The following is a 23,345-nucleotide window of genomic DNA, read 5'->3' on the forward strand; positions in this document are numbered from 1 at the left end:
CTTAAAGGCGGGGAGGTTTTCTCACTCCGATGCCCAGGATGAGCTTTTCATGAGTACCGTTTCAACGCCGATGGTGAGCAGCGCCCCCTTGATCAACAAAGACCGCGTGATCGACTGGCTGGGCATTACACCCTTCATCATTTTTTCTCTGCTGTTCCTGATCATCCCCACGCTCTATCTCGTGGTGGGCGCATTCCTGACGCCCGAGGGCGATTTCACGCTGAAGAATATCGGCGATCTTTTTACTCCATCGATCATGAGCGCCTACTGGATCAGCATCAAGGTCTCGGTGGCGTCCGCTCTCGGCGGCGCGCTGATCGGCTTCTTCCTCGCCTGGGCCGTCGTGCTCGGCGGCCTGCCCGCCTCGGTGCGCTCGACGCTGCTGACCTTTTCCGGCGTCGCCTCGAATTTCGCCGGCGTGCCGCTCGCCTTCGCCTTCCTGGCAACGCTCGGCCGCACCGGCCTCGTGACGGTGTTCCTCAGAGAATGGTTCGGCTTCAACCTCTACGGCACCGGCTTCAACCTGCTGTCCTTCTTCGGCCTCACCCTCACTTATATGTATTTCCAGATCCCGTTGATGGTGCTGATCCTGACGCCCGCGCTCGACGGCATGAAGAAGGAATGGCGCGAAGCCTCTGAGATTCTCGGCGCCACCAACCGCCAATATTGGACGATGGTTGCCCTCCCGATCCTCTGGCCGAGCCTGCTCGGCACGACGTTGCTGCTCTTTGCCAATGCTTTCGGCGCCATCGCCACCGCCTTTGCGCTGACCGGCAGCTCGCTGAACATCGTGCCGATCCTGCTCTACGCGCAGATCCGCGGCGATGTTCTGCACAATGCCAATCTTGGTTACGCTATCGCGCTCGGCATGATCGTCATAACAGGCGTCTCCAACGTCCTTTACCTCATGCTGCGCATGCGCGCCGAACGGTGGCAGAAATGAAAGCTCAACGGTTCGGCGCCTGGATCGCCATCATTCTCGGCGCTTCCTATTTCATCATTCCGCTGATCGGCACGATCGAGTTTTCGCTGCGCATGCGCCGCGGCGAATACAGCTTAGATGCCTATCAGTCGGTCTTTTCGGACGCTCAGTTCCGCGAAACCTTCGGCTACTCCATGCTGATGGCGCTGCTGACCATCATCTTCGGCATGCTGCTCGTCGTGCCGACGGCCTATTGGGTGCGGCTGCGGCTGCCGCAGATGCGCCCGGTCGTCGAATTCATCACGCTGCTGCCGCTGGTCATTCCCGCGATCGTCATCGTGTTCGGCTACCTCAGAATGTACAACTCGTCGTCCTACCTGCCCTTGACGGGTTCGACGACCGGCACCAACGCCCTGCTGGTCTTCTCCTATATCACTCTGTCGCTGCCCTACATGTACCGCGCCGTCGATACCGCCATGCGCGCCATCGACGTCCGCACGCTGACGGAGGCGGCCGAAAGCCTCGGCGCCCGCTGGACGACGATCATGTTCCGCTGCATCTTCCCTAATGTCATGAGCGGCGTGCTCTCCGGCGCCTTCATCACGCTGGCGATCGTCATGGGCGAGTTCACCTTCGCCGCCCTGCTCAACCGCCCGGCCTTCGGCCCTTACCTGCAGCTTGTCGGCGCCAACAAGGCCTATGAGCCTTCGGCGCTCGCCGTCATCGCCTTCTCGATCACCTGGCTCAGCATGGGCCTGCTCAATCTCGTTTCCCGTTTCGGCAAAGCCCGCCCGGCAAAGGCTTAAGGTATCCGGCTCATGTCTTTTCTCACACTGAACAACCTCCAGAAATCCTTCGGCCCGGTCCAGGTGGTCAAGAATTTCAACATGAACATTGAGAAGGGCGAATTCATCTCCTTCCTCGGGCCGTCGGGCTGCGGCAAGACGACCGTGCTGCGCATGATCGCCGGCTTCGAAACGCCGACCGGCGGCACGCTGACTATCAACGGCAAGGACCAGAGTGCGCTGAAGCCGAACCAGCGCAATATCGGCATGGTCTTCCAGGCCTATGCGCTATTCCCCAACATGTCCGTACGCGACAACGTCGCCTTCGGCCTCAAGGTCGCTGGCGCCCCGAAGCCGGAAATCGACGCCCGCGTCAAGGAAATGCTCGGCCTGATCAAGCTTGATCACCTGGCCGACCGCTATCCCTACCAGCTGTCGGGCGGCCAGCAGCAGCGCGTCGCACTTGCTCGCGCGCTCGCTGTCAAGCCGCAGGTGCTGCTGCTCGACGAGCCGCTGTCGGCCCTCGATGCCAAGATCCGCGTGTCGCTGCGCGAGGAAATCCGCCAGATCCAGCAGCAGCTCGGCATCACCACCGTTTTCGTCACCCACGATCAGGAAGAAGCCTTGTCGATCTCCGATCGCATCGTGGTGATGAATGCCGGCAAGGCCGACCAGATCGGATCGCCCTTCGAGATCTACAACAAGCCGGCAACGCGCTTCGTCGCCTCTTTCGTCGGCACGCTGAACCTTATCGAGGCCCAGGTCGTTGATCCCGACGCTAACCTCATCCAGATCGGCGATCAGAAGATCACACTGAAGCAGTCGGTCGCAGCCCACAAGGCCGGCGAAACCATCTCGCTGGCGCTGCGCCCGGAAGCGGGCTCGCTCTCCGACACCGCCAGAAGCGATACGGCGCTGACTGGCCAGGTCGTCTCGGCCCACTTCCTCGGCTCGGTCATCCGCACCCGCATGAATGTCGGCGGCAACGTCATCTCCTTCGACATGTTCAACAGCCCCGGCGTCACCCCGCCGCAGGCCGGCGAAACGGTGACGCTGCGCTTCATGGCGGCTGATCTGCTGGTCATCCGCGACTGAGTTCACCGATCCCGTTCATGCAAAAGGCGCCTCGAAAGGGGCGCCTTTTTATCAGGGCGACACGGCAAACGGCAACCGTCCACTCATTTGATCCGACCGTGGAAAAGGGAGACCACGGCGCTGCCACACGTCTGTTCTCCCCGGCGGGGAGAAGGTGCCGGCAGGCGGTTGAGGGGGAGAGCGGCGAAGCCGCGAATGCACGGAGCGTGAGCGAAGGGCAATGAATGGTGTGCCGTCCGGCCCCCTCATCTGACCCTTCGGGCCACTGACCGGGGTTGAGCCACGGGTCTCAACCCGTCCTTCGGACCCCCACTGGGGAGAAGAAGAAGAAACTCAGCGGATCGCCCGATCGTCCGCATCGAAACGATGCACGCGCGCTTGGTCCGGTGTGGCATAGACGATTTCGTCGGGCTCGTACTGGTGCTCGCCGAAGAGGCGCGCCGTCAGCAGGCCGCACTGGTCGGATTCCAGATAGATGATCGTGTCGGCGCCGAGATGCTCGACATGCACGACCTTCGCCGCCCAGGTCCCCTGCTCGCGTGACAGCGTCATGTGTTCGGGACGCACGCCGATCGTCTTGGCGCTGTGGTCGCCGACCTTCTCGCCCGCGATGAAATTCATCTGCGGCGAGCCGATAAATCCGGCGACGAAGACGTTGGCCGGCCGGTTGTAAAGCTCCATCGGCGAACCGATCTGCTCGATCGTGCCGGCGTTCAACACCACGATCTTGTCGGCCAGCGTCATCGCCTCGACCTGGTCGTGGGTGACGTAGATCATCGTCGCCTTCAGGCTGCGGTGCAGCCGGGCGATTTCGAGGCGGGTCTGGACGCGCAACGCGGCGTCGAGGTTCGACAACGGCTCGTCGAACAGGAAGAGTTCCGGCTCGCGCACGATGGCGCGGCCGATCGCAACGCGCTGGCGCTGGCCGCCGGAGAGTTCCGCCGGCCGGCGCGCCAGATAGGGCGCCAGCGACAGCATGCCGGAGGCCTTGCTGACGCGCTTGTCGATCTCGCCCTTGGCCGTACCGGCCTGCTTGAGGCCGAGGCCCATATTGTCCTTGACCGTCAGATGCGGATAGAGGGCATAGGACTGGAACACCATGGCGATGCCGCGCTTGGCCGGCGGCGTCAGCGTCTCGTCGCGGCCGTTGATGACGACGGCGCCCGAGGTGACGTCCTCCAGACCCGCAATGCTGCGGAGAAGTGTCGACTTCCCGCAGCCCGACGGGCCAACGAAGATGACGAATTCGCCGTCCTTGACCTCGAGGTCGATGCCCTTCAGCACCTCATGCGTGCCATAGGTCTTGCGGATGGATTTGAGTTGAAGCGATCCCACTGGTTTTCCCTTATAATCTGACCGGCTGACCGGTGCGCACGCTCTCGTCGGCGGCAAGGCAGATGCGCAGCGACGCCACCGCATCCGCCATATGGCGATCGAGGTTCAGATCCTCGCGGATCGCCCTCAGCATGAAGGCCTGTTCCAGGTCGCAGAGCGCCTGATGATCGGGCTCGCCCGTCATCCTCATGTCCTGGTCGGGGCGGATGAATTTGCCGTCCGGACCGGTCTCGGCCGTATGCAGACGGATCACCGAAGTCTTGGTGTGCGTGTCGATATCGTCGGACTTGGCGTTCGGATCCATGACGATCGACACCGCCCCCTTCGGCGACATCACGTCCTTCACGAAGAAGGCCGTCTCCGAAATCATCGGCCCCCAACCGGCCTCGTACCAGCCGACAGAACCGTCCTCGAAGAGCACCTGCAGCTGACCGTAATTGTACATGTCGGCGGCGATCTCATCGGAGAGGCGCAGCCCCATGCCGCGCACCTCGACCGCCCTGGCATCGGTGATCTGGCACATGACATCGACATAATGCACGCCGCAATCGACGATCGGCGAGGTCGTCTGCATCAGCGACTTGTGCGTCGCCCAGGTCGGGCCGCTGGACTGCTGGTTAAGGTTCATGCGGAAAACGTAAGGTGGGCCAAGCTTGCGGGCTTCCTCGATCAGCTTCATCCAGGACGGATGATGGCGGAGGATGTAGCCGATCACCAGCTTGCGCCCTGCCTTGGTCGCCGCAGCCACGACACGCTCGGCGTCGGCGACGGTGGTCGCCAGCGGCTTCTCGACGAAGACGTGACAGCCGGCCTCGAAGGCGGCGACGGCATAATCGGCATGGCTGTCGGAATAGGTATTGATGGAGCAGAGGTCCGGCTTCAGCGCGGCGAGCGCCGTCGTGAGGTCGGGATGGATCGTATAGGCCTGCAGCTCCGGCTCCAGCTTCGGCGTCGAGCGGTTGACGAGACCGACGATCTCAAAACCTGGATTGTTGTGATAGGCGAGCGCATGGCTGCGGCCCATATTGCCGAGGCCGGCAACGACGACACGGATCGGTTTTTCGGTCACTTGACGGCTCCCGAGGTGATGCCGCGGATCAGCTGCCGCGAGAAGATGACGTAGAGGATCAGGATCGGCAGGATCGCCAGGGACAGCGCCGCCAGCACCGCATTCCAGTTGGTGACGAACTGGCCGATGAAGATCTGCGAGCCGAGCGTTACCGTCTTGGTGGCCTCGGAGGGTGCGAGAATCAGCGGGAACCAGAGGTCGTTCCAGATCGGGATCATCGTGAAGACTGCGACCGTCGCCATGGCAGGGCGCACCAGCGGCAGCACCAGGCGGAAGAAGATCGCGTATTCGGAAAGCCCGTCGATGCGACCGGCATTCTTCAGATCGTCCGAAACCGTGCGCATGAATTCCGACAGGATGAAGATCGCCAGCGGTATGCCCTGCGCGGTATAGACGAGGATCAGCGCCGTCAGCGTATTGACGAGGCCGGCCGCCACCATGCCCTGCAGGATTGCCACCGTACCGAGGCGGATCGGGATCATGATGCCAATCGCCATATAGAGCCCGAGCAGCGCATTGCCGCGGAAACGGTATTCCGACAGCGCGAAGGCCGCCATGGCGCCGAACAGCAGCACCAGCAGGATCGAGATAATGGTCACGATGAAGCTGTTCTGAAAATAGGTGGCAAAATCGCCCTGCCCCAGCACCGTCTGGTAGCCGACGAGGCTGAAGGTCGACGGCGTCGGGATCATCAGCGGCGCGCGGAAGATCGAGGCGCGATCCTTGAACGAGTTGACGATCGTCAGGAACACCGGAAACAGCGCGACCAGCGTATAGGCGCCGAGCGCCAGATGCACGAGGCCGGTGCGGATGGGAGATGTGCGTGCCGTGGACATGCGCGCTCCTCAGAACTGGTAGCGACGCATGCGCCGCTGGATGACGAAGAGATAAAGCGAGACGCCGGCGAGGATGATAAGGAACATCACGGTCGCGATCGTCGCGCCCATCGATCGGTCGCCGAGCTGCAGCTGGAAACCGAAGAAGGTGCGGTAGAGCAGCGTGCCGAGAATATCGGTCGACATGTCGGGCCCGGCGAGCGCCCCCTGCACGGTGTAGATCAGATCGAAGGCATTGAAATTGCCGACGAAGGTGAGGATCGAGATGATGCCGATCGCCGGCAGGATCAGCGGCAGTTTGATTTTCCAGAACTGCGCCCAGCCGGTGATGCCGTCGCATTCGGCCGCCTCGATCACCTCTTCGGGGATGCTCAGAAGCGCGGCATAGATCAGCATCATTGGAATGCCGATATACTGCCAGTTCGAGATCAGCGACACGGCGATCAGCGCCGAGCCGGGCTTGCCGAGCCAGGGCGCGAACAGGAATTTCAGCCCGACGAGATCGAGCATCCAGGGCGCCACGCCCCAGATCGGCGACAGGATCAGCTTCCAGATGAAGCCGACGATGACGAAGGAAAGCAGTGTCGGCAGGAATATCGCCGTGCGGTAGAAGGCGACGCCGCGCAGCTTCGGCACCGAAAGCAGGGCAGCAAGCGCAATGCCGATCGGGTTCTGCACGCACATATGGATGGCGAAGAAGATTAGGTTGTTGACGAGCGCATTCCAGAAATCACGCGCCCAGCGCGGATCTCCGAACAGCACCTTGAAATTCGCGAGCCCGACGAAGGCAGGCTGACCGTCGACCGTATTGTAGAGCGAAAGCCTGAGGGTTTCGATCAGCGGCAGCACCATGACGGCGGAATAAACGATCACCGCCGGCAGCATGAAGACGAAAATATGCCAGCGCACCGGGCGCTTGATCGGGACGATATCGATCGCGTTGTCGGTTTTGCTCATGGCTCTTGCCTGTTCTTGTCGACTGGCCGCAATCGTGCGGACGCAGATGGAAAATCTTGCGCCTCACCTGAACTCTCTTCCAACTGGGAAGAGAGGCAACGCCCTGCTGGGGATGCTATATCGGGCTGAGAGGTCGCTGCGAGTCTCCTTCTCCCCGCAAGCGGGGAGAAGGTGGCCGGCAGGCCGGATGAGGGGCCGCAGACGCCGCCCCTGATCAGATCACTTGGCCGGCTTGTACCAGCTGTCGAGGCCCTTCTGAAGCTTTTCGGCAGCAACCTGTGGCGTATCGGTGCCGTTGATCACGTTGGCCGATTCGACCCAGGTCTCGTTTTCGAGGTTCGGCGTGCCGCGCGACAGGATCTGATAAGTCGAGCGCACGGTCGACTTGTACGGGCCGCGCCAGGAAACGAATTCCTGAGCAAGCGGATCGGACATCTTGACCGGGTTGGAGTTCAGGCTGAAGAAGCCCGGCAGCGCGTTGGCGTAGATATCGGCGAATTCGGGCGAAGCGACCCAGCTGAGGAATTTCTTGGCTTCCTCGGCATGCGTGCTCTTCGCGTTCAAGGCAACGCCGATGTCAGGATGATCGGAGATGTAGCCCTGGTCGCCGGCCTTCGGAACCGGGGGCGGGAAAGCGCCCATCTTGAACTGGGCCTGCGTGTTGAACAGCGCGATTTCCCACGAGCCGGCCGGATAGATCGCGGCCCGGCCGAGCGTGAAGAGGTTCTGGCTGTCCGAGTAGGTCTGGGCTTCGAAGCCGTCGCCTAGATAGGGCTTCCACTTGGCAAGCTCCTCATAGGGCTTGACCCATTCCGGATCGGTCAGCTTCTGCTTACCGGCAATCAGGGCTTGGCGGCCCTCTTCACCCTTCCAGTAGTTCGGACCGATGTTCTGGTAGCCCATGGTCGCAGCTTCCCAGAGGTCCTTCGTGCCCATGGCGAGCGGGATGTATGTGCCATCGGCCTTGATCTTGTCGAGTGCTGCGTAGAACTCGTCCTGGGTCTTCGGCACGGAGATGCCGAGCTTGTCGAAGGCATCCTTGTTGTAGATGAAGCCATGGATGACCGATGCCATCGGTACGCAGAAGGTCGACTTGCCGTCGTCGGTCGTCCAGGCGGCCTTGGCGACTGGAGAGAAGTTCTCCATACCGGGCAGGCTGGTGATGTCGGCGAGCTGCTTCTTGTTGAAGAGTTCGAGCGAGGCGTCGAACGGACGGCAGGTGATGATGTCGCCTGCGGAGCCGGCATCGAGCTTGGCGTTCAGCGAGGCGTTGTATTCGGTCGGCGCGGTCGGCGAGAAGACGATCTTGATGCCCGGGTTCTTCGCTTCGAAGGCCGGAATGATCTTCTCCTGCCAGATCTGCAGGTCGTCATTGCGCCAGCTTTCGACTGTCAGCGTAACGTCGGCGGCATGCACGAGACCGGCCGACGTCAGCAGGCTGGAGGCAAGCAGCAGGCTTTTCAGAGCAGTGTTTTTCATTTCCCTCTCCTGTGTTTTGAGCGCCGCAAGGCGCTGTTTTCGATCTGAAACAAGCAGTTGGCGTGCTTGAGGAAACACCCAACGCCTCTTGGAGGGCCGCCAGCACCTGCCGGCCCCGAAAGCTCGACGGACGCAAAGGCGGATCGCTTGCGGCCGGACTGTGCGCTGCCCCATCACCTGCATCGGGCGCGGCAAAATCGATCGGGAAAGCCGATGGATGCTGAACTTCGCCACCAGCCTGTCAGGCGGCGGATCGTTCTCGATCATCTTCGAAGCGGTGCCGGCTTGGCTTTGCTGCCGGTTTTCGTTGGCTTCGATGTGCTGTTCCCTTTTACCGAATTAAGGCCAAAAAAATACCAATTGTCCAGTCGATTTTAACTTTTCGCCCTCCAAAAATTCATTAAAAAATTTTAGTCAATAAAATCAACATGATAAAAAGACGAATTTTCTCCATCTTTCCTACTTGGTAAATGGTATTTTTTTGGTATTGTATGAAAAAACACGGGGAACGGCATAATCGGAGGCCCGATGACGGAGCTTGCAATCGGCATAGACGGCGGCGGAACGAGTTGCCGGGCCGCGGTCGCAGACAGAAACGGCAACATCATCGGCCGCGGCAAAGCAGGCCCGGCTAACATCCTGTCCGACCTGGAAAACTCTCTTCTCAACATCGTCGAATCCGCTCGGCAGGCGTTGCGCGACGCCGGGCTTGCCGATGAAACGATCTCGTCGGTTGCCTCAGTCGTTGGCGTCGCCGGCGCCAATGTCACGGATTACGGCGAGCGAATCGAAAAGGCCCTGCCCTTTGCCGAAGGCCGCGTCGTCACGGATGCGCTGATCGCCCTGCAGGGCGCGCTCGGCAACTCCGACGGCATCGTCGGCGCCTTCGGCACCGGCTCGGTCTACAATGCCCGTAGGAATGGCCGGCTGAACGGCATCGGCGGTTGGGGCTTCGTCGTCGGCGACCAGGCGAGCGGCGCCCGCCTCGGCCGCGATCTCATGGAACGATCACTGCTCGCCCATGACGGCGTGCGCCCGGCTTCTGCGATCACCGAAGCGCTGATGAGCGAATACGGCAACGATCCGGAACGCATCGTCGAATTCGCGCATTCGGCAAGACCGACGGATTTTGCTCGCTATGCGCCTGTTATCTTCGACCATGCGGCTAAGGGCGATACCGTCGCGGTTGGCATCGTCACGGATGCCGCAACGGCGATCGGCGAAAGCCTTGACGCACTGCTCTGGCCCGAATGTCCGTCGATCTGCCTGCTCGGCGGCCTTGCCGGAGCCTATGAGCCGTGGCTTTCCGAACGTTACAGATCGCGGCTTGCCAGCCCCAAGGGCGATGCCCTGCAGGGTGCGGTGGAACTTGCCGTCAAGCTTTTGAACGACCGGCAGAGAGGGGCGGCATGACCGACGACCTCGCTACCCTCCTGTCCCTGCAGCGCCTGCAGGCCGCCGGGACCGGCCCGCTCTACGTCAAACTCCGCCGCACCCTCGAAGAGGCCGTACGCTCCGGCACGCTTGGTCACGGCGATGCGCTGCCGCCGGAACGCGATATCGCCGAATTTGCCGCCGTCAGCCGTGTTACTGTGCGCAAGGCGATCGACGAACTCGTCGCCGACGGCCTTTTGGTGCGCCGCCACGGCTCCGGCACCTTCGTCGCCAAACCGGTTTCAAAGGTCGAGCAGCGCCTGTCGCAGCTCACGTCCTTCACCGAGGACATGGCGCGCCGCGGCATGACCTCCCGCTCCGAATGGCTGCACAAGGGTGTCCATACCCCCTCGCCCGACGAGATGATGATTCTCGGTCTCGGCACCGACGTGAAGGTGTCGCGCCTGTCGCGCCTGCGCATCGCCGACGACCAGCCGCTGGCGATCGAGAATGCCAGTGTCTCCGGCGAATTCCTGCCCGATCCGTCCGTCGTCACCAATTCGCTCTACGCCGAGCTCGAACGCCTCCAGGTCCGCCCGGTGCGCGCCGTGCAGCGCATTTCGGCAACCAACATGAAGGAAGCCGACGCCCAGCTTCTCGGCGTCCCCGTCGGCGCCGCCGGCCTGTCGATCGAGCGCATTTCCTATCTCGGCTCCGGCCGCGCCGTGGAATTCACCCGCTCGCTCTATCGTGGCGACGCCTATGATTTTGTTGCCGAGCTAACGATCGGAGTGACGTAGGCCCTACCAGAAGCGGGCGATCCAAAACTGGTTTCCGGCGAGTTCGTCGAAGACCGTATCGGCGGAGATAATCGGTATCCCATTCTGCATGGCGGTCGCAGCAAGAAGTCGGTCGAACGGATCGCGATGCGTCCAGTCCATCATGGCTGCAGCCAGACAGATTTCCGGTGTCAGGCCCGCGGTAATGCCACCCTGCTCCTGCAACAGTTCCGGCAGCCGGCCGATGAAAGGCTCCATGTCTGGCCATTTGCCGAGACGGACCTTCTGCCCGATTTCAAAAAGGGATATCGCGCTGACGAGAATAGTCTCCGCCTTTTCGATCAGAGCGACCGCCTTGGCCGAGAGCCGCTCGTCGCCGGTCAGCGACCATGCCCAGGCATGGGTGTCGAGCAGAAGCGAATTCACTCGACCCCTTCCCAGGCAGCAAGATCGCTTTCATCCATGGGCTCGAAAAACTCCGGCCCATTTCCAGCAACCTGTCCCTTGAGCAGACCGATCTTGAAGGAAGATTGCGCAATCGGAATGATCTTCACCACGGGCTTGTGCCCTTTGGCGATCACCACTTCCTCACCGGAAAGAGCGGCGTCGATCAACTTCGACAGATTGGTCTTCGCGGCATGAATGGTAACCTGCATCGCAGCCCTCATTAGCTAACTTAGCTAATCATATCATCTCACCATGAATTCCGCCACCGAATTCGAAAACCCCAAAGGCGGATGACTATTGAACCATATCAAAATAATAAAGCCGGAAAGTGAATCACTTCCCGGCTTTCATTCATTAAATCAGTTCCTCAGCGCGCCGCCTCAAGCGGCTGCGAAGACTCGCCACTCAGGCCGCGTCCTCGATGTCCTCGTCCGCCTTGCGCGGCACGTAGTTCAGCACCGGTCCGAGCCAGCGCTCGACTTCGGAAACTTCCATACCCTTGCGCTTGGCATAGTCTTCCACCTGATCGCGCTCCACCTTGGCGACGCCGAAATAATAGGAGTCGGGGTGGCCGATATAGAGACCGGAGACGGAGGAGCCCGGCCACATCGCATAGCTTTCCGTCAGCTTCACGCCTGCGGTATGTTCCGCATCGAGCAGCTTGAACAGCGTCTTCTTCTCGGTGTGGTCGGGCTGAGCGGGATAGCCTGGCGCCGGACGGATGCCGGCATAGGCCTCGCCGATGAGATCCTCGTTGCTGAGGTGCTCATCCCTGGCATAGCCCCAATATTCGCGCCGCACCTGCTCGTGCATGCGCTCGGCGAAGGCTTCGGCAAAACGGTCGGCCAGCGCCTTGACCAGGATCGAGGAATAGTCGTCGTTCGCACGTTCGAAGCGTTCGGCGATGGCGATCTCCTCGATGCCCGCCGTCACCACGAAGCCGCCGACATAGTCCTCGACGCCGCTTGTGACAGGCGCGACAAAATCGGAGAGCGCCACATTCGCCCGTCCGTCCCGCTTCGAAAGCTGCTGGCGCAAGGTGTAGAAAGTCGCAAGTTCCTTGCTGCGGCTTTCATCGGTGAACAGGCGAATGTCGTCGCCGACGGCGCCGGCCGGCCAGAAGCCGATGACGGCGCGCGGCCGGAACCATTTCTCGTCGATGATCTTCTTCAGCATCGCCTGCGCATCGGCCCAAAGCGCCCGCGCTGCCTCGCCCTGCTTCTCGTCTTCGAGAATGGCGGGATAGCGGCCGCGCAGCTCCCAGGTCTGAAAGAACGGTGTCCAGTCGATATATCGCGCAAGTTCGGCCAGATCGTAATCCTCGAACACTCGCGTGCCGAAGAATTGCGGCTTCGTCGGCTGGTAGGCCGACCAGTCGATCTTATGGGCATTCTCACGCGCCCGCGGCAATGGCAGCCGCACCTTCTCGGCTTCGCTGCGCGCATGCGCGGCCGCCACCTTGGCATATTCGGCTCTTGTATCGTCGACATAGCCCTGGCGCGTCTCCGGCGACAGCAGCGCCGAGACGACACCGACGGCGCGGCTCGCGTCGGTGACGTAGATCGCCTGGCCTTTGTTGTAGCCTGGGTGGATCTTCACCGCCGTATGCACGCGGCTGGTGGTCGCGCCGCCGATCAGCAGCGGGATCTCGAAACCCTGCCGCTCCATCTCGGCCGCGACATGCACCATCTCGTCGAGCGACGGCGTGATCAGGCCGGAAAGGCCGATGACATCGACCTTTTCGGCGATCGCCGTTTCGAGGATCTTCGTCGCCGGCACCATGACACCGAGGTCGACGATTTCGTAATTGTTGCAGGCGAGCACGACGCCGACGATATTCTTGCCGATATCGTGCACGTCGCCCTTGACCGTCGCCATCAGGATCTTGCCCGCCGATTTCCGGTCGTCACCACCATTGAGGCGCTTTTCCTCTTCCATGTAAGGAAGCAGCACGGCGACAGCCTGTTTCATCACGCGCGCCGACTTGACCACCTGCGGCAGGAACATCTTACCCGAGCCGAAGAGGTCGCCGACGACATTCATGCCGCCCATCAGCGGCCCTTCGATGACGTGCAGCGGCCGCGCCGCCTGCTGGCGGGCCTCCTCGGTATCGGCTTCGATATATTCGGTGATGCCATTGACTAGCGCGTGTTCGAGGCGCTTCTCGACACTCCATTCGCGCCAGGAGAGATCCTGCACCCGGCCTTCCCTTGCACCAGCGCCACGGAAGCGCTCGGCCACTTCGAGCAGCCGCTCGGTGCCGTCGGGCCGGCGGTTCAGCACCACGTCCTCGCAGGCCTCGCGCAGTTCCGGATCGATATTGTCGTAGACGGCAAGCTGGCCGGCATTGACGATGCCCATGTCCATGCCCGCCTGGATGGCGTGGTAGAGGAACACGGCGTGCATCGCCTCGCGCACCGGCTCATTGCCGCGGAACGAGAAGGACAGATTGGAGACGCCGCCGGAAATATGCACGAGCGGCATGCGCTCGCGGATCGTCCGCGTCGCCTCGATGAAATCGACGCCGTAATTATTGTGCTCTTCGATGCCGGTCGCCACCGCGAAGATGTTCGGGTCGAAGATGATATCCTCGGGCGGGAAGCCGATCTTTTCGGTCAGCAGCTTGTAGGCGCGCGTGCAGATCTCGACCTTGCGCTCGTAATTGTCCGCCTGCCCCGTCTCATCGAAGGCCATGACAACGACGGCGGCGCCGTAATTGTGCAGCAGCCGCGCCTGGGCGAGGAAATTCTCCTCGCCTTCCTTCAGCGAGATCGAGTTGACGATCGCCTTGCCCTGGACGCGCTTCAGGCCGGCTTCGATGATCGAGAATTTCGAGCTGTCGATCATCACGGGCACGCGGGCGATGTCGGGCTCGGCGGCGATCAGGTTCAAGAACTCGACCATCGCCTTTTCGGAATCGATCAGGCCCTCGTCCATGTTGATGTCGATCACCTGGGCGCCGTTCTCGACCTGGTCGCGGGCGACATCGAGCGCTGCCGTGTAATCGGCATTGGTGATCAGCTTGCGGAACTTCGCCGAACCGGTGACGTTGGTGCGCTCGCCGACGTTCACGAAAGGGATGTCCTTGGTGAGCTCGAAGGGCTCGAGACCGGACAGCGACATGAAGGGGCGGTGCGCCGGAATCGGCCGCGGCTTGTACTTGGCAACGGTCTCGGCGATCGCCCGGATATGTTCCGGCGTCGAGCCGCAGCAGCCGCCGACGATATTGACCAGGCCTTCGCGGGCGAAGCTGTCGATCTGCGCCGCCATCAGCTCCGGCGTCTCGTCATATTGGCCGAATTCGTTCGGCAGGCCGGCGTTCGGATAGGCGCAGATGAAGGTGTCGGCGACACCCGAAAGCTCCTGCAGATGCGGGCGCATCGCATTGGCGCCGAGTGCGCAGTTGAGCCCGATCGTGAAGGGATTGGCGTGGCGCACCGAGTTCCAGAAGGCCGACGGCGTCTGGCCGGAGAGCGTGCGGCCGGAAAGGTCGGTGATCGTGCCGGAGATCATCACAGGCAGGCGCACGCCCTTGGCTTCGAAGCGCTCTTCGCACGCAAAGATCGCCGCCTTGGCGTTCAGCGTGTCGAAGATCGTTTCAATGAGGATAATGTCGGCGCCGCCGTCGATCAGACCGTCGATCTGCTCGCCATAAGCTTCCCTGAGATCGTCGAAGGTGACGGCCCGGAAACCGGGATTGTTGACATCGGGCGAGATCGAGGCGGTGCGGTTGGTTGGACCGATGGCGCCGGCGACGAAACGGCGGCGGCCGTCCTCGCGCTCGGCGCGCAGAGCCGCGCGGCGGACGATCTCGGCGCCCTCCTTGTTGAGGTCGTAGACCGCATTTTCCATCGCGTAATCGGCCTGGGCGATGCGGGTCGAGGAGAAGGTGTTGGTCTCGAGAATATCGGCGCCGGCCTTGGCGTAGCGGTAATGGATCTCTTCGATCGCATCCGGCTGGGTCAGGATCAGAAGGTCGTTATTGCCTTTCTGATGGCAGGCGCAGCCGATGAAGCGGGTGCCGCGGAACTGGTCTTCGTCATAGCCGAGCCCCTGGATCTGCGTGCCCATGGCGCCGTCGAGGACGAGGATGCGCTCGCTGGCGGCTTTGCGCAGCGCTGCGAAAACTTCATTGCCGTCACGCTTGCCCGTTTCCGGACCAAAGAGGTTGTCAAACACGGGAGGCTCCTTGACGTCGTAAGACCAGACAGTCCAAATCACATAAAGATATCTTTATGTCAATATATGCCTGTCGATTTCGTGCTTTGCAAGCCTCGCCAGATGACAGGCTTGAACGGCCTCTATATAGGCAATTGATACGCATTGCCCACCAAATCGGAGGAGTATCATGGCACCCGCAACCGGCAACGCCGCGCTTGGAAACTGGACGAGCCGCGCCTATCATCGCGCCTGGCTGCTCGACCAGGCAAACGGCCTCTTCGATTTCTTCCAGCACAATTCGGTCAATCCCAAGGGCGGCTTCTACGACCTCGACGATAGCGGCAAGCCGCTCGACGCCGAGGGTCAGGTCCGCAGCATCCATATTGCGGCGCGCGCCGTGCATTGTTTTGCCATCGGCGCGCTGCTCGGCCGTCCGGGTGCTGCCGACCTCGTCGACCACGGCATGGACTATCTCTGGAACCATCACCGCGACCTAGAGGATGGCGGCTATTTCTGGTCGCTCGACAATAATGGTCCGGTCGACAGCAACAAGCAGGGCTACGGCCACGCCTTCGTGCTGCTCGCCGCCTCATCCGCCAAGACGATCGGCCATCCGCTGGCCGACGGCATGCTGGCCGACATCACCGAGATCCTCAACACCAGGTTCTGGGAACCGCGCCATGGGGCGATCGCCGAGGAATTCACCGCCGACTGGCAGCCGCTCGACGGCGGCACCTATCGCGGCCAGAATTCCAACATGCACCTGACCGAAGCACTGATGGCCGCCTTCGAAGCCACCGGCGACAAGGAATACCTCACCAAGGCCGAAAGCATCGCCGATCTCGTCATCCGCCGAGCGGCTGGATCGGTCGACTGGCGCGTCGCCGAACATTTCGATGCCGAGTGGAAGCTCGACAAGCAATATTATCATCCGAACGAAATGTTCCGCCCGGCCGGCACGACGCCCGGCCACTGGCTGGAATGGACCCGCCTCATCCTGCAGCTCTGGGCGCTCGGCGGCAAACGCATCGAATGGATGCCGGATGCGGCCAAGGCCCTGTTCGAGCAGTCGATGGCGCTCGGCTGGGACAGTGACAAGGGCGGCTTCTTCTATACGCTCGACTGGGACGACAAGCCTGCCAAGCGCAACAAGCTCTGGTGGCCGGCCTGCGAGGGCGCTGCCGCGGCGCACTTCCTCAACGAGCACCTGCCGAGCGACTACCACGAGGAATGCTACCGCAAGATCTGGAACGTCATCGAGCGCGCCTTCATCGACCACCGGAACGGCGGCTGGCACGAGGAACTGACGGAAGACCTCGTTCCCTCGCATTCGCTCTTCCCCGGCAAGGGCGATATCTACCACGCCCTGCAGGCCTGCCTAATCCCGCTCTTCCCGGCAACCGGCAGCCTGACGAAGGGCATTGCCGAGGCCGGCGGCAGGCTCTGACGGCTGTTTCAGTAGCGATTGCCGGCAGGCCGGCGCTCGGATTGTTCAGCCAGATTCGGCCGCGTTACAGTGGAGCGAGCCGCAGCGTGTCCAGGTCCTTCGCCAGCATCAACGCCAAGGCTTCGACCACGAGATTGTGGTCGTCGCGCTGCGGCAGGCCGGAGACGGTGACGGCGCCGATGCAGCCGGTGCCCTTGACGTTGATCGGGAAGCTGCCGCCATGCGGCGCGTAATCGTCACCGGAAAGCCCGTTATCCTCGACGGTCTTGCCGTCCTTTCTGAGCTTCAGGCCGGAGGCATAGCTGCTGCGGAAATAGCGCAGCACCATGTTGCGCTTGCGCCTGATCCAGTTGACGTTGTCGGGCGTGACACCGGGCAGCGCGGCATAGAAGACCGGCATCGAATGCAAGGTCACATCAATTGCGACCCCGAGGCCGCGCTCGGTGGCGAGTTCCTGCAGGAGTTTGCCGAGCTGCCATGCCGTCGTCAGGTCGAAGGCATCGAAGCTCAGCGCTTTTTCCTGCTCCGCGATCCGGTTGAGATCGTCGTCGAGTGTCATGATAAGGCGCTCCTCTGCCGCAATGATCCGTGCAGACCATTCTCGCCGGAGGCGAAAATGTAAAGCAAAACTTGGACCTGCCCTGATGTCAGAGCTTCGGCGTCAGCATCTCAAAACGGTCGCGTGTTGTGGCGCAAGTATCGCCGCCGAGCCGCGCAATGGCGTCGATCGCGGCCGGATCGACATGCAGCCTTTGCGGATCGACAACGCCGTCGCGGTAATGCGCATAGACGATCTCGCCCATGATGATCTGCCTGGAGCGGCCGAGCTCCAGCGTCACATGCCGCCGGCATTCGAAGGCGGCCGGCGCCTCGGCGATATAGGGTGACGCCACCCTCTCGCCCGGCATCGCCGTCAATCCGGCTTGCTTCAGTTCGTCGACGCCGCGCGGATAGCGGGCGCCGCAGACATGCATCGCCTCGGCGATGGCGAAGGAGACGATGTTGACCGTAAAAACCTCGGTCATGCGGATATTGTGGCCGGTGTCCTTGAACGACATATCGGCATTGTTCTCGACGCCGATCGCCAGAATCGGCGGATCGGCCGAAAGGCAATTGAAAAAGCTGAAGGGGGCGGCGTTGATCCGACCGTGCTCGTCGACCGTCGTCACCAGCGCGATCGGCCGCGGAATGATCGTGCCGATCATCAGCTTGTAGCGCTCGCGCTCGGATAGCTCTTTGAAGTCGAAGGAAACGGCCATGGCTCAGCCGAGCTTGCCGGCCGGCGAAAAGCCGCTCATCGCGCCGGTGAAGGGTTTCGGCAGCGGCGAGGCGTAGGAGCCGCGCTTGCTGGTGGAAAGCCCGAGCGAGACCAGCGCCTCGGCCTGCTTGACGGCGGCCGAGACACCATCGACAACGGGCACGCCGTAACTCTCCTGCAGTTGATGCGCCAGATCGGTCATGCCGGCGCAACCGAGCACGATCGCCTCGGCGCCGTCTTCTTCAAGCGCCCGCTCGATCTCCGCCCGGAGCTTGCCGATCGCGCCCGAGGCCGCGTTCTCCAACTCCAGCACCGGAATGTCGGAGGCGCGCACCTTGGCGCGCTCGCCCATGCCGTAGCGTCGAACCAGATTGTCGATCAGCACCCGCGAGCGTTCCAGCGTCGTCACCACGGTGAAACGCTGGGCGAGGAAGCCCGCCGTCACCACGGCGGATTCGCAAAGCCCGAGGATCGGGACATCGGCGAAACTCCGCGCCGCTTCGAGCCCGGTATCGTCGAAGCAGGCGATGACAGCCGCGTCGTAGCCGGCCGACTGCCGCTCCTTCAGTTCGGAAAGCAGGCCTGGGATCGCCAACGCGCCGTCATAATGGCCCTCGATGGAAACCGGCCCCATGCGCGAAGTGGCGGCGATGATTTCCGTGCCGGACGCGGCCACCGCACGCGCCGCGGTCGCCGCCTTCTCGGTCATGGAAGCGGTGGTATTCGGATTAACGATGAGAATGCGCATGTCAGTTGATCTTTGCCTGCCGCCGGCTGAGCATGGTCATGATGCCGAGCGCGATGAGAATGATGGTGAAGGAAAATAGCGTCGTCACGGTGCCCAGCGCATAGAGCACCGGCGTCGTGACATTGGTCGTCATGCCGTAGATTTCGAGCGGCAGCGTATTGTAGCTGCCCGACGTCATCAACGTGCGGGCGAATTCGTCATAGGAGAGTGTGAAACCGAACAGGCCGACGCCGATCAGGCTCGGCGCGATCATCGGCAGCACGACATGGCGGAACGTCTGCCAGGAGCTGGCGCCGAGATCGCGCGCCGCCTCTTCATAGGCCGGCGAGAAGCGGTTGAAGACGGCAAACATGATCAGCACGCCGAAGGGCAGCGTCCAGGTGAGATGCGCGCCGAAGGCCGAGGAATACCAGGCAGGCTTCAGCCCGCCCTGCTGGAAGACGACGCCAATGCCGAGCGAGACGATGATCGACGGCACGACGAGACTGGCGACGGTGGCGTAGAACAGCACGGTCGAGCCGCGGAAGCGGCGGCGGAAGGCAAGGCCCGCAAGCAGCGACACGGTGACGGTCACGACCATCACCATCAGCCCCAGCGAGAAGGAGCGCCGGAAGGAGGCACCGAAATCGCCGACCGCCTGCTTCTCGAACAGGTTGAAGAACCAGTGGGTGGAAACGCCGTTCAACGGGAAGGTCAGGCCACCGTCCGGCCCCTGGAAGGAGAGGATGAGGATCGCCGAGAGCGGGCCGTAGAGGAACAGTACGAAGATGATGAAGAAGATCGCCAGCAGATAGAATTCGAGGCCGCGTTTTTCGTGGTTCATCTCAAAGCTCCTTGCGGATATCGACGACGCGCAGGATGGCCGCGACCATCAGCAAAACGACGGCAAGCAGCACGACCGCGTTGGCGGCAGCGGCCGGATATTGCAGCAGCGACATCTGGTTCTTCATCATCAGCGCCACCGAGGCGCTCTGGCCACCGGACATTACCTGCACCGTCGAGAAATCGGCCATGACGAGGGTGACGACGAAGATCGTGCCGATCGCCATGCCGGGTTTGGCGAGCGGAATGACGACGTTCCACAGCACCTGCCAGCCGGAGGCGCCGGCATCACGGGCCGCCTCGAACAGCGATCGGTCGATGCGCATCAGCGTGTTGAAGATCGGCGTCACCATGAACAGCGTGTAGAGGTGCACCATGGCGAGCACGACGGCGAAATCGGAATAGAGCAGCCATTCGATCGGCTGCGGGATGACGCCCATTTCGATCAGCGTCGAATTGACAAGACCGTTGCGCCCGAGCACCGGGATCCACGAGATCATTCGGATGATGTTCGACGTCATGAACGGCACGGTGCAGACGAGGAAGAGGATCATCTGCGTCGAGGTCATGCGTATGTGGAAGGCCAGGAAATAGGCGACCCAGAACCCGATAACGAGCGTCAGCGTCCAGACGATGGCGGTGAATTTCAGCGTGTTGAGATAGGTCTTCCATGTGACCCACGAACCGAGCGTATCGGTGTAGTTCATGGTGAGGAAATCGGGATAGAGGCCGGCGAAATCATAATCCCAGAAGCTGACGACCGCGATCATCGCGATCGGCAGCAGGAAGAAGAAACCGAGAATGGCGATCAGCGGCGTGGCCTGTAGATAGGAGATGGCGGAGGGGGAGAGACTCAGTCTGCGCTCGGCCTGCCGTCCTTCCTCCGTTTCAGCTGCGATGGTCGCCATGATCCGATTCTCCGTTTTCATTACCTCAGATTGAACGAGAGCGCATGCCGCCCCCTCATCCGCCTGCCGGCACCTTTACCTGGGTCGAGCCACTGGTCTCGACCCGTCCTTCGGCCCCCCTAGGGGAGAAGAGAAACGCGGCAGCGCCTCGGCCACCGCGAAGCATGTTTTTGAAGAGGGGTTTCAAAAAGACCCCTCCCCAACCCTCCCCACAAGGGGGAGGGAGTTTTTTGCCGCGCCCTCGCCGGACTCCCTCCCCCTTGTGGGGAGGGTTGGGGAGGGGAAAACGGCAATCGCCTTACGCCGCGATGAACTCGTTCCAGCGGCGGACCATGTAGCGGTCTTCGTCCATGACGGAGTTCCAGCAGGCGACCGCGCCCATGCGGGCTTCGAAGGCGCCGCCGTCGCGGACGGCTCCGGCCTTTTCCATGACCTTGCCCTCGGGTGAGAGGATGTCGCCCTGCGCCGGCTTGCCTTCGATCCAGTAACCCCATTCGTCTGCGGTCATGAAGTTCTTGGCAGTCTCCATGCAGGCCGAATAATAGCCCTGGCGGTTGAGGTAGCCGCCGACCCAGCCCGACGTGTACCAGTTGATATATTCATAGGCCGCATCGAGTTCGGCGCCCTTCAGGTGCGAGGCAAGGCCGAGGCCGCCGCCCCAGGCGCGGTAGCCTTCCTTCAGCGGCTGATACTTGCAGGCGATGCCCTTGGAGCGGACAGCGGCGACGGCCGGCGACCACATCGACTGGATGACGACTTCGCCCGAAGCCATCAGGTTGACCGACTCGTCGAAGCTCTTCCAGAAGGCGCGGAACTGGCCGTCGCCCTTGGCCTTGATCAGGAATTCGATCGTCTTGTCGATCTCTTCCTTGGTCATGTTGCCCTTGTCGGCATATTTGATGTTGCCCATGGCCTCCATGATCATCGCCGCATCCATGATGCCAATCGAGGGGATGTTGAGGATCGAGGTCTTACCCTTGAACTTCGGGTCCATGATATCGGCCCAGCTGGTGATGTCGCGGCCGACGAGATCCGGGCGGATACCGAGCGTATCGGCGTTGTAGATTGTCGGAACCATCGTCATCCACTGCGTCGGTTCCTTGGCGAACTTCTTGGCGCCCTGCGCCTCGACGAAGCCGACCGTGTGCGGCGCCGTGCCCTGGGCGATGACGCTGTCCGGCTTCATCTTGCCGTTGATGAAGAGCGGCACGATCTTGTCGTAATATTTGAGCTTCTTGACGTCCATCGGCTGCAGCACGCCTGTCGGGAATACCTTCTTGGCGATCCAGTATTCGATGTCGGCGATATCGTAGCTGTCGGGCTGGGTGACGGCGCGCTGTGCGGCGGCGTCGGAATCGGTTGCCGTCATCTCCAGCGTGATGCCGAGATCGGCTTTGCACTTCTCGGCGATGGCATTGATGTTCGAAACACCGGTGCCGAACTGGCGAAGCGTGATGTTCGTCTTCGCCCAGATGGTGGGAAAGCCTGTGATGGCGCCGGAGCCGGCGATGGCGCCGACTGCGGCAGCGCCCGTCTTCAGGAGCGTGCGGCGGGACAGGCCCTTCACAGCCTTCGTCGGTGTGGTTTCAGTCGTCATGTCAGTTCCCCTTTTTGTTGATGCGGAAGGTTGGTTGATGTTGGTTCATGCGGAAGAGCGTCCGAGAAGCACGGCATCCTCGAGCGCCCAGCTGAGCGCTACGGTGTCGCCGACGGCGACCGGCCGGGCGAAATAATCGCTGTCGTCTGATATGACCGTGAAGTCGTCGCTGCCGGCGCCGAGCACGGTGACCTTCACGGAGGAGCCGCGATATTCGACATTGGAGACGATGCCGTTGAAGCCGAGCGTCCACTCGGTCGCCACCTGCAGGCGCACGCGGTCGGTTCGGATGCCGATATCGACCGGTTCCCCGACCGCCCGGCCCGCCCCGCGCACGGCAAAACTCTGCCCCTCCGGCACGGTCATGACGAGCACGCCGTTGTCGCTCGATGTCACCCGGCCGCTGAGCACATTGTGATCGCCCATGAAGCGGGCGACGAAGGCGGTCGCCGGCTTCTCGAAAACCTCGCGTGGGACGGCCGCCTGCTCGATCCGGCCGTCATTCATGATGACCATGATATCGGCGAGCGCCATCGCCTCTTCCTGGCTATGGGTGACGTGCACGAAGGTGATGCCGAGCGACTTCTGCAGTTTCTTCAGTTCGGCCCGCATGCGGATCTTCAGGAACGGGTCGAGCGCTGACAGCGGCTCGTCGAGCAGCAGCGCCTCCGGATCGGTGATAAGTGCACGCGCCAGCGCCACACGCTGCTGCTGGCCGCCGGAAAGCTGGGCCGGACGCCTGGAGGCATAGGACTCCATCTGCATCAGCTTCAGCATGTCGAGGGCCTTGGCGCGTCGCTCGGCCTTATCGACACCCTTCATCTTCAGGCTGAAGGCGACATTGTCGACGAGATCGAGATGCGGAAACAGCGCATAGGATTGGAACATCATCGCCGTGCCGCGTCTGGCCGGCGGAAAATCGGTGACAACAGTATTGCCGAGCCGGATATCGCCGGAGGAAATGCTCTCATGGCCGGCGATCATGCGCAGCGTCGAGGTCTTGCCGCAGCCCGACGGACCGAGGAAGCAGCAATAGGAGCCGGCCGGAATTTTAAGGCTGATCCCATGGACGGCGGTTGTCGCCCCATAGACCTTCGAAACGGATATTATATCGATCTCTGCCGCTTTCGACATCATGCCTTCCCCTGTTCGGAGAAGGTGATGCATCTGCCGTGCCAACCCGTTTTCAGCAGGACAAGGTATTGTAAATACATACCTTTGGCAAAAACGAGCCCGCAAGAGCGAATTATGAGCATGGCATCGTCTGCACATGATTTAGGCTATTGTCCGCAATTTACGCAAACAATCGTATGCAATTTAGCTACT

Annotated in this window: 22 protein-coding genes; 7 read left to right on the forward strand and 15 right to left on the reverse strand. The window is 61.8% G+C overall.

Annotation, left to right across the window (positions count from 1 at the left end; all coding sequences use genetic code 11):
- Positions 1-49 precede the first annotated feature (49 nt).
- From N2597_RS13620 to N2597_RS13630, 3 genes are read left to right on the forward strand one after another with little or no spacing between them, the layout of a single operon-like run.
- Positions 50-943 carry an ABC transporter permease gene (locus tag N2597_RS13620; RefSeq protein WP_038690195.1) on the forward strand — a complete coding sequence of 298 codons (894 nt, stop codon included), beginning with the start codon at positions 50-52 and terminating at the stop codon, positions 941-943.
- The gene (locus N2597_RS13625; protein ID WP_077993076.1) at positions 940-1,728 is read left to right on the forward strand and encodes an ABC transporter permease; all 789 of its coding nucleotides are present in this window, start codon (positions 940-942) and stop codon (positions 1,726-1,728) included. The genes N2597_RS13620 and N2597_RS13625 overlap by 4 nt, the downstream gene beginning before the upstream one ends.
- 12 nt (positions 1,729-1,740) lie before the next feature.
- Positions 1,741-2,802 (forward strand): ABC transporter ATP-binding protein, encoded by a 1,062-nt coding sequence (locus N2597_RS13630; RefSeq protein WP_038690199.1) that lies wholly within the window; start codon positions 1,741-1,743, stop codon positions 2,800-2,802.
- Between the two features lie 333 nt (positions 2,803-3,135).
- Here the strand turns inward: N2597_RS13630 and N2597_RS13635 are convergent, their stop codons facing one another.
- The 5 genes from N2597_RS13635 to N2597_RS13655 form a co-directional block, all read right to left on the reverse strand.
- Positions 3,136-4,137 carry an ABC transporter ATP-binding protein gene (locus tag N2597_RS13635; RefSeq protein ID WP_183597190.1) on the reverse strand — a complete coding sequence of 334 codons (1,002 nt, stop codon included), beginning with the start codon at positions 4,135-4,137 and terminating at the stop codon, positions 3,136-3,138.
- A gap of 10 nt (positions 4,138-4,147) precedes the next feature.
- On the reverse strand, positions 4,148-5,161 hold the full coding sequence (locus tag N2597_RS13640) for a Gfo/Idh/MocA family protein (protein ID WP_210281867.1): 1,014 nt from the start codon (positions 5,159-5,161) through the stop codon (positions 4,148-4,150).
- A 41-nt stretch (positions 5,162-5,202) separates the two neighbouring features.
- The gene (locus N2597_RS13645; protein ID WP_096770409.1) at positions 5,203-6,042 is read right to left on the reverse strand and encodes a carbohydrate ABC transporter permease; all 840 of its coding nucleotides are present in this window, start codon (positions 6,040-6,042) and stop codon (positions 5,203-5,205) included.
- 9 nt (positions 6,043-6,051) lie between these two features.
- Positions 6,052-6,999: a carbohydrate ABC transporter permease gene (locus tag N2597_RS13650; protein WP_096770408.1), complete on the reverse strand. Its 948-nt coding sequence runs from the start codon at positions 6,997-6,999 to the stop codon at positions 6,052-6,054.
- Between the two features lie 219 nt (positions 7,000-7,218).
- Positions 7,219-8,478, reverse strand: a complete 1,260-nt coding sequence (locus tag N2597_RS13655; protein WP_077991921.1) for an ABC transporter substrate-binding protein — start codon at positions 8,476-8,478, stop codon at positions 7,219-7,221.
- A gap of 213 nt (positions 8,479-8,691) precedes the next feature.
- Between N2597_RS13655 and N2597_RS13660 the strand changes: the two genes are divergently transcribed.
- From N2597_RS13660 to N2597_RS13670, 3 genes are all read left to right on the forward strand, one after another.
- A complete protein-coding gene (locus N2597_RS13660; protein ID WP_164519043.1) occupies positions 8,692-8,856 on the forward strand; it encodes a hypothetical protein in 165 nt (54 codons plus the stop codon).
- Between the two features lie 150 nt (positions 8,857-9,006).
- Complete coding sequence (locus N2597_RS13665; protein ID WP_106795422.1) at positions 9,007-9,891, forward strand: glucosamine kinase nucleotide-binding domain-containing protein; 885 nt, start codon at positions 9,007-9,009, stop codon at positions 9,889-9,891.
- Positions 9,888-10,652: a GntR family transcriptional regulator gene (locus N2597_RS13670; protein WP_038690214.1), complete on the forward strand. Its 765-nt coding sequence runs from the start codon at positions 9,888-9,890 to the stop codon at positions 10,650-10,652. The genes N2597_RS13665 and N2597_RS13670 overlap by 4 nt, the downstream gene beginning before the upstream one ends.
- A 3-nt stretch (positions 10,653-10,655) precedes the next feature.
- Here N2597_RS13670 and N2597_RS13675 read toward each other — a convergent pair whose 3' ends face one another.
- From N2597_RS13675 to metH, 3 genes are all read right to left on the reverse strand, one after another.
- Entirely contained in the window at positions 10,656-11,057 is a 402-nt protein-coding gene (locus N2597_RS13675) for a type II toxin-antitoxin system VapC family toxin (protein WP_183597188.1), read from the reverse strand.
- A complete protein-coding gene (locus tag N2597_RS13680; RefSeq protein ID WP_077991917.1) occupies positions 11,054-11,287 on the reverse strand; it encodes a type II toxin-antitoxin system Phd/YefM family antitoxin in 234 nt (77 codons plus the stop codon). Before N2597_RS13680 ends, N2597_RS13675 begins: the two co-directional genes overlap by 4 nt.
- Before the next feature lie 196 nt (positions 11,288-11,483).
- Positions 11,484-15,257 carry a methionine synthase gene (metH, locus tag N2597_RS13685; RefSeq protein ID WP_183597185.1) on the reverse strand — a complete coding sequence of 1,258 codons (3,774 nt, stop codon included), beginning with the start codon at positions 15,255-15,257 and terminating at the stop codon, positions 11,484-11,486.
- Between the two features lie 169 nt (positions 15,258-15,426).
- On the opposite strand from metH, the gene N2597_RS13690 reads away from it, so the two are divergent.
- Positions 15,427-16,686 carry an AGE family epimerase/isomerase gene (locus tag N2597_RS13690; protein WP_183597183.1) on the forward strand — a complete coding sequence of 420 codons (1,260 nt, stop codon included), beginning with the start codon at positions 15,427-15,429 and terminating at the stop codon, positions 16,684-16,686.
- Positions 16,687-16,750: 64 nt separating this feature from the next.
- On the opposite strand, the gene N2597_RS13695 is transcribed toward N2597_RS13690, so the two are convergent.
- From N2597_RS13695 to N2597_RS13725, 7 genes are all read right to left on the reverse strand, one after another.
- Positions 16,751-17,245 carry a heme-degrading domain-containing protein gene (locus N2597_RS13695; RefSeq protein WP_096763362.1) on the reverse strand — a complete coding sequence of 165 codons (495 nt, stop codon included), beginning with the start codon at positions 17,243-17,245 and terminating at the stop codon, positions 16,751-16,753.
- 88 nt (positions 17,246-17,333) lie between these two features.
- On the reverse strand, positions 17,334-17,945 hold the full coding sequence (locus tag N2597_RS13700) for a flavin reductase family protein (RefSeq protein ID WP_183597181.1): 612 nt from the start codon (positions 17,943-17,945) through the stop codon (positions 17,334-17,336).
- Between the two features lie 3 nt (positions 17,946-17,948).
- Positions 17,949-18,692, reverse strand: coding sequence for an aspartate/glutamate racemase family protein (locus N2597_RS13705; protein ID WP_183597179.1), 744 nt, complete (start codon positions 18,690-18,692; stop codon positions 17,949-17,951).
- A gap of 1 nt (position 18,693) precedes the next feature.
- Entirely contained in the window at positions 18,694-19,515 is an 822-nt protein-coding gene (locus N2597_RS13710; RefSeq protein ID WP_039621091.1) for an ABC transporter permease, read from the reverse strand.
- Position 19,516: 1 nt separating this feature from the next.
- Positions 19,517-20,422: an ABC transporter permease gene (locus N2597_RS13715; RefSeq protein ID WP_183597177.1), complete on the reverse strand. Its 906-nt coding sequence runs from the start codon at positions 20,420-20,422 to the stop codon at positions 19,517-19,519.
- A 298-nt stretch (positions 20,423-20,720) separates the two neighbouring features.
- Complete coding sequence (locus N2597_RS13720) at positions 20,721-22,019, reverse strand: ABC transporter substrate-binding protein (protein ID WP_096763357.1); 1,299 nt, start codon at positions 22,017-22,019, stop codon at positions 20,721-20,723.
- A gap of 45 nt (positions 22,020-22,064) precedes the next feature.
- Positions 22,065-23,153 carry an ABC transporter ATP-binding protein gene (locus tag N2597_RS13725; protein WP_183597175.1) on the reverse strand — a complete coding sequence of 363 codons (1,089 nt, stop codon included), beginning with the start codon at positions 23,151-23,153 and terminating at the stop codon, positions 22,065-22,067.
- Positions 23,154-23,345: the final 192 nt, after the last annotated feature.

This window comes from Rhizobium sophoriradicis (assembly GCF_025200795.1).
GTDB classification, from domain to species: Bacteria; Pseudomonadota; Alphaproteobacteria; order Rhizobiales; family Rhizobiaceae; genus Rhizobium; species Rhizobium sophoriradicis.

Bases quoted from the DNA above. Each gene is read 5' to 3' on its own strand.
- N2597_RS13620 (WP_038690195.1), top strand. From the start codon at position 50: ATGAGTACCGTTTCAACGCCGATGGTGAGCAGCGCCCCCTTGATCAAC.
- N2597_RS13720 (WP_096763357.1), bottom strand. From the start codon at position 22,019: ATGACGACTGAAACCACACCGACGAAGGCTGTGAAGGGCCTGTCCCGC.
- N2597_RS13650 (WP_096770408.1), bottom strand. From the start codon at position 6,999: ATGAGCAAAACCGACAACGCGATCGATATCGTCCCGATCAAGCGCCCG.
- N2597_RS13645 (WP_096770409.1), bottom strand. From the start codon at position 6,042: ATGTCCACGGCACGCACATCTCCCATCCGCACCGGCCTCGTGCATCTG.
- N2597_RS13630 (WP_038690199.1), top strand. From the start codon at position 1,741: ATGTCTTTTCTCACACTGAACAACCTCCAGAAATCCTTCGGCCCGGTC.
- N2597_RS13700 (WP_183597181.1), bottom strand. From the start codon at position 17,945: ATGGCCGTTTCCTTCGACTTCAAAGAGCTATCCGAGCGCGAGCGCTAC.
- N2597_RS13625 (WP_077993076.1), top strand. From the start codon at position 940: ATGAAAGCTCAACGGTTCGGCGCCTGGATCGCCATCATTCTCGGCGCT.
- N2597_RS13715 (WP_183597177.1), bottom strand. From the start codon at position 20,422: ATGGCGACCATCGCAGCTGAAACGGAGGAAGGACGGCAGGCCGAGCGC.
- N2597_RS13655 (WP_077991921.1), bottom strand. From the start codon at position 8,478: ATGAAAAACACTGCTCTGAAAAGCCTGCTGCTTGCCTCCAGCCTGCTG.
- N2597_RS13680 (WP_077991917.1), bottom strand. From the start codon at position 11,287: ATGCAGGTTACCATTCATGCCGCGAAGACCAATCTGTCGAAGTTGATC.
- N2597_RS13670 (WP_038690214.1), top strand. From the start codon at position 9,888: ATGACCGACGACCTCGCTACCCTCCTGTCCCTGCAGCGCCTGCAGGCC.
- N2597_RS13665 (WP_106795422.1), top strand. From the start codon at position 9,007: ATGACGGAGCTTGCAATCGGCATAGACGGCGGCGGAACGAGTTGCCGG.
- N2597_RS13695 (WP_096763362.1), bottom strand. From the start codon at position 17,245: ATGACACTCGACGACGATCTCAACCGGATCGCGGAGCAGGAAAAAGCG.
- N2597_RS13640 (WP_210281867.1), bottom strand. From the start codon at position 5,161: ATGGGCCGCAGCCATGCGCTCGCCTATCACAACAATCCAGGTTTTGAG.
- N2597_RS13710 (WP_039621091.1), bottom strand. From the start codon at position 19,515: ATGAACCACGAAAAACGCGGCCTCGAATTCTATCTGCTGGCGATCTTC.
- N2597_RS13705 (WP_183597179.1), bottom strand. From the start codon at position 18,692: ATGCGCATTCTCATCGTTAATCCGAATACCACCGCTTCCATGACCGAG.
- N2597_RS13660 (WP_164519043.1), top strand. From the start codon at position 8,692: ATGGATGCTGAACTTCGCCACCAGCCTGTCAGGCGGCGGATCGTTCTC.
- N2597_RS13690 (WP_183597183.1), top strand. From the start codon at position 15,427: ATGGCACCCGCAACCGGCAACGCCGCGCTTGGAAACTGGACGAGCCGC.
- N2597_RS13725 (WP_183597175.1), bottom strand. From the start codon at position 23,153: ATGTCGAAAGCGGCAGAGATCGATATAATATCCGTTTCGAAGGTCTAT.